General features: G+C 70.9%; 8 protein-coding genes. 3 read left to right on the top strand and 5 right to left on the bottom strand.

The window, feature by feature from the left end; all coding sequences use genetic code 11:
• Window positions 1–128: 128 nt before the first annotated feature.
• From purB to ACWDX9_RS56210, 3 genes are all read right to left on the bottom strand, one after another.
• Window positions 129–1,559: an adenylosuccinate lyase gene (gene purB, locus ACWDX9_RS56220; protein WP_449971071.1), complete on the bottom strand. Its 1,431-nt coding sequence runs from the start codon at window positions 1,557–1,559 to the stop codon at window positions 129–131.
• Between the two features lie 74 nt (window positions 1,560–1,633).
• Window positions 1,634–4,024: an ATP-binding cassette domain-containing protein gene (locus ACWDX9_RS56215; protein ID WP_449971068.1), complete on the bottom strand. Its 2,391-nt coding sequence runs from the start codon at window positions 4,022–4,024 to the stop codon at window positions 1,634–1,636.
• Window positions 4,025–4,134: 110 nt separating this feature from the next.
• Entirely contained in the window at window positions 4,135–4,491 is a 357-nt protein-coding gene (locus ACWDX9_RS56210) for a VOC family protein (RefSeq protein ID WP_397368029.1), read from the bottom strand.
• Window positions 4,492–4,661: 170 nt separating this feature from the next.
• Between ACWDX9_RS56210 and ACWDX9_RS56205 the strand changes: the two genes are divergently transcribed.
• From ACWDX9_RS56205 to ACWDX9_RS56195, 3 genes are all read left to right on the top strand, one after another.
• Window positions 4,662–5,036, top strand: a complete 375-nt coding sequence (locus ACWDX9_RS56205) for a helix-turn-helix transcriptional regulator (RefSeq protein WP_449905470.1) — start codon at window positions 4,662–4,664, stop codon at window positions 5,034–5,036.
• Between the two features lie 10 nt (window positions 5,037–5,046).
• The gene (locus ACWDX9_RS56200; protein ID WP_350736462.1) at window positions 5,047–5,463 is read left to right on the top strand and encodes a VOC family protein; all 417 of its coding nucleotides are present in this window, start codon (window positions 5,047–5,049) and stop codon (window positions 5,461–5,463) included.
• Window positions 5,464–5,564: 101 nt separating this feature from the next.
• Window positions 5,565–6,593, top strand: coding sequence for a methyltransferase (locus ACWDX9_RS56195; protein WP_449971065.1), 1,029 nt, complete (start codon window positions 5,565–5,567; stop codon window positions 6,591–6,593).
• 178 nt (window positions 6,594–6,771) lie between these two features.
• Here ACWDX9_RS56195 and ACWDX9_RS56190 read toward each other — a convergent pair whose 3' ends face one another.
• Window positions 6,772–7,335 carry a dihydrofolate reductase family protein gene (locus ACWDX9_RS56190; protein WP_449971063.1) on the bottom strand — a complete coding sequence of 188 codons (564 nt, stop codon included), beginning with the start codon at window positions 7,333–7,335 and terminating at the stop codon, window positions 6,772–6,774.
• 81 nt (window positions 7,336–7,416) lie between these two features.
• On the bottom strand, window positions 7,417–7,767 hold a 351-nt coding region (locus ACWDX9_RS56185), incomplete at its 5' end, for a MerR family DNA-binding protein (protein ID WP_449971060.1).

Here is a 7,767-nt window from a genome sequence, read left to right as displayed (position 1 = left end):
GCCCCGCCCAGCGCCCACGCCCGCGCGCCGCCGCGCAGCCCCTGCGCCACCCACACCAGCAGGTCGTCGTCACCGCACGCGGCGCGCACCTCGGCGTCGTCGCGTAACTCCCGTATCGCCACAGCTCGTTACAGGATGGCGCCGGGCCGGTAGGCCGCCGCCTCCGGGTGCGCCGTCACGACCTCGCCCACCTGCCGGGCCACGGCCTCCACCTGATCGGCGGCCGCGCCGGTGAACGACACCTGGTCGGCCAGCAGCGCCTCCAGCCGGGCCCGGTCCAGCGGGAAGCGGGTGTCGGCCGCCAGCAGGTCGAGCAGCTCGTTGCCGGCGCCGCGCGAGCGCATCGCCAGCGCCGCCCCCACCGCGTGCTCCTTGATCAGCTCGTGCGCGCTCTCCCGGCCCACCCCGGCCCGCACCGCCGCCATGAGCATCTTCGTCGTGGCCAGGAACGGCAGGTAGCGGTCCAGCTCGGCGGCGATGACCGCCGGGAAGGCGCCGAACTCGTCCAGCACCGTCAGCATCGTCTCCACCAGCCCGTCGAAGGCGAAGAACGCGTCCGGCAGCGCCACCCGGCGCACCACCGAGCACGACACGTCGCCCTCGTTCCACTGGTCGCCCGCCAGCTCGCCCGCCATCGAGGCGTAACCGCGCAGCACCACGGCCAGGCCGTTGACGCGCTCGCAGGAGCGGGTGTTCATCTTGTGGGGCATCGCCGACGAGCCGACCTGCCCCTCCTTGAACCCCTCGGTGACCAGCTCGTGCCCGGCCATCAGCCGGATCGTCTTGGCCAGCGACGACGGCGCCGCCGCCAGCTGCACCAGCGCCGTCACCACCTCGAAGTCCAGCGAACGCGGATAAACCTGCCCCACGCTGGTGAAGCGGTGCGCGAACCCCAGGTGCGCGGCCACCTTCTCCTCCAGCTCGGCCAGCTTGCCCAGGTCGCCGCCCAGAAGATCGAGCATGTCCTGCGCGGTGCCCACCGGCCCCTTGATCCCGCGCAGCGGGTAGCGGCCGATCAGCTCCTCCAGCCGCCGGTAGGCCACCAGCAGCTCATCGGCCGCCGACGCGAAACGCTTGCCCAGCGTGGTCGCCTGCGCCGCCACGTTGTGCGAACGCCCGGCGACCACCGTGGCCTTGTGCTCCTCGGCCAGCGACGCCAGGCGCGCCAGCAACGCCACCACCCGGTCACGCACCAGCAGCAGGCTGTCGCGGATCTGCAGCTGCTCGACGTTCTCGGTCAGGTCACGCGAGGTCATCCCCTTGTGCACCTGCTCGTGCCCGGCCAGCGCGTTGAACTCCTCGATGCGCGCCTTCACGTCGTGCCGCGTCACCCGCTCACGCGCCGCGATCGACTCGACGTCGACCTGGTCGACGACCTTCTCGTAGTCGTCGACCGCGCCCTGCGGGACCGTCACCCCCAGCTCGGCCTGCGCCCGAAACACCGCCAGCCACAACCGCCGCTCAGCGATGATCTTGTACTCGGGGGACCACAGGCGGGCCAGGTCCGGCGAGGCATAACGCGAGGCCAGGACATTCGGGATACGCGGCTTGGACGTCACGTCGGACAAGTCTATTCACCCGCCCGCGCCCGCACGGCACCAGGCCACGCGAGCACCGGGCGTCACAGGCGCGATCACGCCCCGACGTAGGCCGCCAGGTGCTCACCGGTGAGGGTGGAGCGGGCCGCGACGAGATCGGCGGGCGTCCCCTCGAACACGATCCGGCCACCGTCATGACCGGCACCCGGGCCGAGATCGATGATCCAGTCGGCGTGCGCCATGACCGCCTGGTGGTGCTCGATGACGATGACCGACTTGCCGGAGTCGACCAGCCGGTCCAGCAGGCCGAGCAACTGCTCGACGTCCGCCAGGTGCAGACCGGTCGTCGGCTCGTCCAGGACGTACACGCCGCCCTTGTCGGCCATGCGGGTGGCCAGCTTGAGCCGCTGCCGCTCGCCACCGGACAATGTGGTGAGCGGCTGGCCGAGGCTCACGTAGCCGAGCCCGACATCGGCGAGCCGCCCGAGGATGGCGTGCGCGGCCGGCGTACGCGCCTCACCGGCGCCGAAGAACTCCTCCGCCTCGGCCACCGGCATCGCCAGCACCTCGCTGATGTCGCGGCCGCCGAGGCGGTGCTCCAGCACCGAGGCCTGGAACCGCTTGCCGTCGCACTCCTCGCACACCGTGGAGACGCCCGCCATCATCGCCAGATCGGTGAAGATGACACCGGCGCCGTTGCAGGCGGGGCAGGCGCCCTCGGAGTTGGCGCTGAACAGCGCCGGCTTCACCCCGTTGGCCTTCGCGAACGCCTTGCGGATCGGGTCGAGCAGCCCGGTGTAGGTCGCCGGGTTGCTGCGCCGCGAGCCACGGATCGCACCCTGGTCGATCGACACCACGCCCGCACCGGCCGGGATCGACCCGTGCACCAGCGAACTCTTGCCCGAGCCGGCGACACCGGTGACGACGGCCAGCACCCCGAGGGGGATGTCGACGTCGACCTCGCGCAGGTTGTTCGCGCTCGCGCCGCGGATCTCCAGCGTGCCGGTGGGCTTGCGCACGCTCTCCTTGAGGGCGGCCCGGTCGTCGAGGTGGCGGCCGGTGACGGTGCCGCTGGCCCGCAACCCCTCGACGGTGCCCTCGAAGCAGACGGTGCCGCCCGCCGTACCGGCGCCGGGGCCCAGGTCGACCACGTGGTCGGCGATCGCGATCGCCTCCGGCTTGTGCTCCACGACGAGCACCGTGTTGCCCTTGTCGCGCAGCCGGCGCAGCAGGTCGTTCATCCGCTGGATGTCATGGGGGTGCAGGCCGACGGTGGGCTCGTCGAAGACGTAGGTGGTGTCGGTGAGCGAGGAGCCGAGGTGGCGGATCATCTTGACCCGCTGCGCCTCGCCGCCCGACAGCGTGCCCGCCGGCCGCTCCAGCGACAGGTAGCCCAGCCCGATCTCCACGAACGACTCCAGCGTGCGCAACAGCGTCGCCAGCAGCGGCGCCACCGACGGCTCCTCGAGGCCGCGAATCCATTCGGCCAGGTCGCTGATCTGCATCCGGCACGCGTCGGCGATGTTGACCCCGTCGATCCGCGAGGAGCGGGCCGCCTCGCTGAGCCGGGTGCCGTCGCACTCGGGGCAGGTGGTGAAGGTCACCGCCCGGTCCACGAACTCCCGGATGTGCGGCTGCATCGCCTCCCGGTCCTTGGACAGGAACGACTTCTGGATCTTGGGGATCAGCCCCTCGAAGGTGAGGTTCACCCCCTCGACCTTCACCTTGGTCGGCTCCCGGTAGAGGAAGTCCTGCATCTCCTTCTTGGTGAAGTCGCGGATCGGCTTGTCCGGGTCGAGCAGGCCGGACTCGGCGTAGACCCGCACGGTGAAGAAGCTGTCGGACTTCCAGCCCGGGATGGTGAACGCGCCCTCGGCCAGCGACTTGGAGTCGTCGTAGAGCTGGGTGAGGTCGATGTCGGAGACCGCGCCCCGCCCTTCGCAGCGCGTGCACATGCCGCCGGTGCGGGTGAAGGTCTGCACCTCCGTCCTCTTGGCGCCGCGCTCGACGGTGATCGCGCCGCTCGCCCGTACCGAGGGGACGTTGAAGGAGAAGGCGTTGGGCGAGCCGATGTGCGGCCGGCCGAGCCGGCTGAACAGGATGCGCAGCATCGCGTTGGCGTCGGTGGCGGTGCCGACCGTGGAGCGGGGGTCGGCGCCCATGCGCTGCTGGTCGACGATGATCGCGGTGGTCAGCCCGTCCAGCACGTCGACCTCGGGCCGCGCCAGCGTCGGCATGAAGCCCTGCACGAACGTGCTGTACGTCTCGTTGATCATCCGCTGCGACTCCGCGGCGATCGTGTTGAACACCAGCGAGCTCTTGCCCGAGCCGGAGACCCCGGTGAACACCGTCAGCCGGCGCTTCGGGATCTCGATGCTGACGTCCTTGAGGTTGTTCTCGCGCGCGCCGTGCACGCGGATCAGATCGTGGCTGTCGGCAACGTTCGGCGCAGGCGACTGCGGGTCAGTCCTCGTGGCCTTGCTCATCGTCTCTCCATCTCTTGGGCAGGACCGCCTGGCGCGGTCTCCGTCGGCGTCGCCTGGTTCGAGCATTATGTCTGGTTTTTGGTGTCAGTACGGTCGGCGAGGACCGCCGCTCACTGGTCCTGAAGCAGCCCCAGCACGTTGCCATCGGGGTCGGTGACGGTGGCCACCAGACGGCCGCCGCCGACGTCGCGCACGGGGTCCTTCACGGTGGCACCGGCAGCGGTCACCTCGGCCAGCTTCGCCTCGATGTCCGGCACGTGCCAGTAGGCCACCGGCGAGGTCATCGCCTGCGGCCCACCGGCCGGCACCAGCCCGATGTGCTGGCCCGCGGCCTCGAAGCCGACATAGTAGGGCCCGTCGGCCACCGGCTCGACACCCAGCAGCGCCGCGTACACCGCCTTGGCCTTCGCCAGGTCCGCCACCGGATGCAGCACCGTCTTGATCCCCTGGGTGGAAGAGTCGCTCATGGTTCACTCCTGTTCGAAAAGGTGAGGTCTGCGCTGGTCACGCTAGCCGCACCGTACCGATGCGCGCTTCTCCATTCCTGACCGGTCGCACCCGGATCCTGTGAGAAACTGACCAGGTGAGACGGCAGGACCTCGACGATCTCGTCCGGCTGCGGCGGGCCCGCGACCGGATGGACCGCGACTACGCCGAGCCCCTCGACGTCCCGGCGCTGGCGCGTGACGCCCTGATGTCGTCGGGCCACTTCTCCCGCAGCTTCCGCGCCGCTTTCGGCGAGACGCCCTACAGTTACCTGATGACCCGCCGCATCGAGCGCGCCAAAGCACTGCTGCGGCGCGGCGACCTCTCCGTCACCGAGGTCTGCTTCGCGGTGGGCTGTACGTCGCTCGGGTCGTTCAGCACCCGATTCACCCAGCTGGTCGGCGAGAGCCCCAGCGCCTACCGGGCCCGCGACCACGACCGCGCCGCCGACATCCCCGCCTGCATGGCCAAGATCTACACGCGACCGGTCAGGAACGGAGAAGCGGGCCCGTCCGCCCGCCCATAGGCTGAAGCGCATGGACATCAAGCTCTCCACCTGCTTCATCGCCGTCGACGACCACGACAAGGCGCTCGCCTTCTACCGCGACGTCCTCGGTCTGGAGGTACGCAACGACGTCGGCTACGAGGGAATGCGCTGGGTGACCATCGGGTCACCCTCCCAGCCGGACGTGGACATCGTCCTCGAACCACCACTCGCCGACCCCAACGCCTCACCGGCCGACAAACAGGCCATGGCCGAGCTGATGGCCAAAGGCCTGCTGCGCGGCATCATCTTCACCACGGACGACTGCGACGCCACCTTCGAGCGCATCAGCGCCGCGGGCGGCGAGGTGCTGCAGGAGCCGATGGACCAGTTCTACGGCGTCCGCGACTGCGCCTTCCGCGACCCCGCCGGCAACATGCTGCGCTTCAACCAGACCCTCGCCAAGTAAGCCCCGACGTCGGAGCTTTGGGGTTGTTCTGGCGCGGGTGGTCGCCCACAGCCCCACCCCTTTACAATGTAGATTCGTAAGCTGGATAGCATGATAGGCGCATGACAAGCGACGACACCCCCCTGGACGGGGCCGCCGCATGGCGGGCCCTGACGCCGCTGATGGACCTGATGACCCCGATGGCACTCCGCGTGGCCGTGACCCTGCGGCTGCCCGACCTGGTGGACGAGCACGGCTCCGGCCTCGACGACCTGGCCGCCCGCGCCGGCGCCGACCCCGACGCGCTGGGCCGGGTGCTGCGCCACCTCGTCGGCCGCGGCGTGTTCGCCGAACCCCGGCCCGGCACGTTCGCGGTGAACGAGACCGCCGCCCTGCTGCGCCGCGACCACCCGTCCGCCGCGTGGCGGTGGCTGGACCTGGACGGGTTCGGCGGCCGGATGGACCTGGCCTTCACCGGCCTGCAGGACACGGTGCGGACCGGCCTGCCGGCCTGGCCGGCGGTGTTCGGGGCGCCGTTCTGGGACCACCTCGACGCCGACCCCGAGCTGAGCGCGTCCTTCGACGCGACGATGGCGGTCAACGCCGCGGGCCGCGAGCTGGCGGAGGGCTACGACTGGCCGGCGCTGGGCCGGGTGGCCGACGTCGGCGGCGGCACCGGCAAGCTGCTGGCCGAACTGCTGCTGCGCCACGACGGCCTGCGCGGGCTGCTGATCGACCTGCCGGACACCGTCTCACGCGGGCAGCGCTACCTGGCCGAGAACGGGCTGGCGGACCGGTGCGAGACGGTCGGGCGCAGCTTCTTCGACGAACTGCCCACCGGCGCCGACGCGTACGTGCTCAACCGCGTGCTGCACGACTGGGCCGACGCCGAGGCGACCGCCATCCTGCGCCGCTGCGCCGGCGCCGCGGGCCCGCACGGGCGGGTGCTGATCCTCGAGTCGCCCAGCACCTCGGAGGTCGATCCGGCCATGTTCGCGGAGATGAACCTGCGGATGCTGGTCCTGACCGGCGGCCGGGAACGGACCGTCGACGACTACCGGACGCTGGCCGCGGCCGCCGAACTGCGGGTCGCCGCCGTGCACGACATCCCACCGTGGCACACCGTCATCGAGTGCGTCCCCGCCACCTGACGATCCTCGCGCGCGGCCCGGAATTGTCGGTGGCCTGTGCCAGAGTGGGCGCCATGCTCGCGATCACGGTGCCGACGGAGAACGGACAGCGGCACCTCCGGGCCACCGCGCAGGACCTCGCCGGCCTCGTTGGCCAGGCCGGCCCGGAAGCCGCCGGGCCCCTTGGCGGAGGCGGTGTTCAGGCGCGCTTCGGTTCGTAGTGCAGCGCGGTGATCCCGCAGTCGAACGGCCGGGCCGCGACCAGACGGAGCCGCTTGTAGTCGCCGGCGTCGCCGAACACCGGCATTCCGGCGCCGATGGCGACCGGGTTGACGAACAGGTGGAGCTCGTCGAGCAGCCCCTGGGCGATCAGGCTCGACACGAGCGTGCCGCCACCGTAGGCGATCATGTCGCCGCCCGGCCGGGCCTTGAGCCCGTTGACGATCTCGGCGAGGTCGCCGCCCGCGACCACGGCGTTCTCCCAGGGTGACTCGGTGAGGGTGTTGGAGATGACGATCTTGGGCGTGTCGTTCATCTTGTCGATGGACTTCTGGTCCTCACCCTCGGGCCCGGCCGCCCACGCCGGGATGAACCCCTCGGCGAGCCTGCGGCCCAGCACGATGCAGTCGACGGGGTCGGTGAGCGCGTCGATGTAGGCGTTGATGTCGTCGGTCCACGGGAAGTTCAGCCAGTCCATCTCGCCCTTCGGGCCGGCCATGTAGCCGTCGACGGTCATCTGGACCTGGAGTTTGAACGTGCGCACGAGGTGCTTCCTTCCGGGCCGAGGGGTGGTGATCCAGAGCGTAGCGGCGCGCCCGTACGGCCCGCTCGAGATTCCCTCCGCTCAGACCAGGCACCCGTCCTGGCCGTGGTCGTGGAGCCCGGCCACGCCTTCCACGATGCGCCGGTAGTCGGGGCACTGGGTGAAGTCGTCGGCCGTGCACCGCATGAGGTGCTCGATCAGCGCCTTGGACGCCGCGAGCTCCCGCTGACGTTCCTCCAGCTCGGCGTGATGGCGCTGGAGGAGCGCCTGGCGTTCGGCCAGGCCGTAGGCGCCGAGCATCTCCCGGATCTGCTCCAGGCTCATCCCGCCCGCCTTCGCGCGGATGATCGTCAGGACGCGGACGACGTGGTCGCGGGTGTAGCGGCGGCGGCCGCTCACCCGGGCGGCCGCGGTCAGCCGGCGCAGAGCCGC

This window comes from Nonomuraea sp. NPDC003201 (assembly GCF_053590415.1).
The sequence above is the reverse complement of the archived record's forward strand: the minus strand, read 5'-3'. Positions and strand labels throughout refer to the sequence as shown.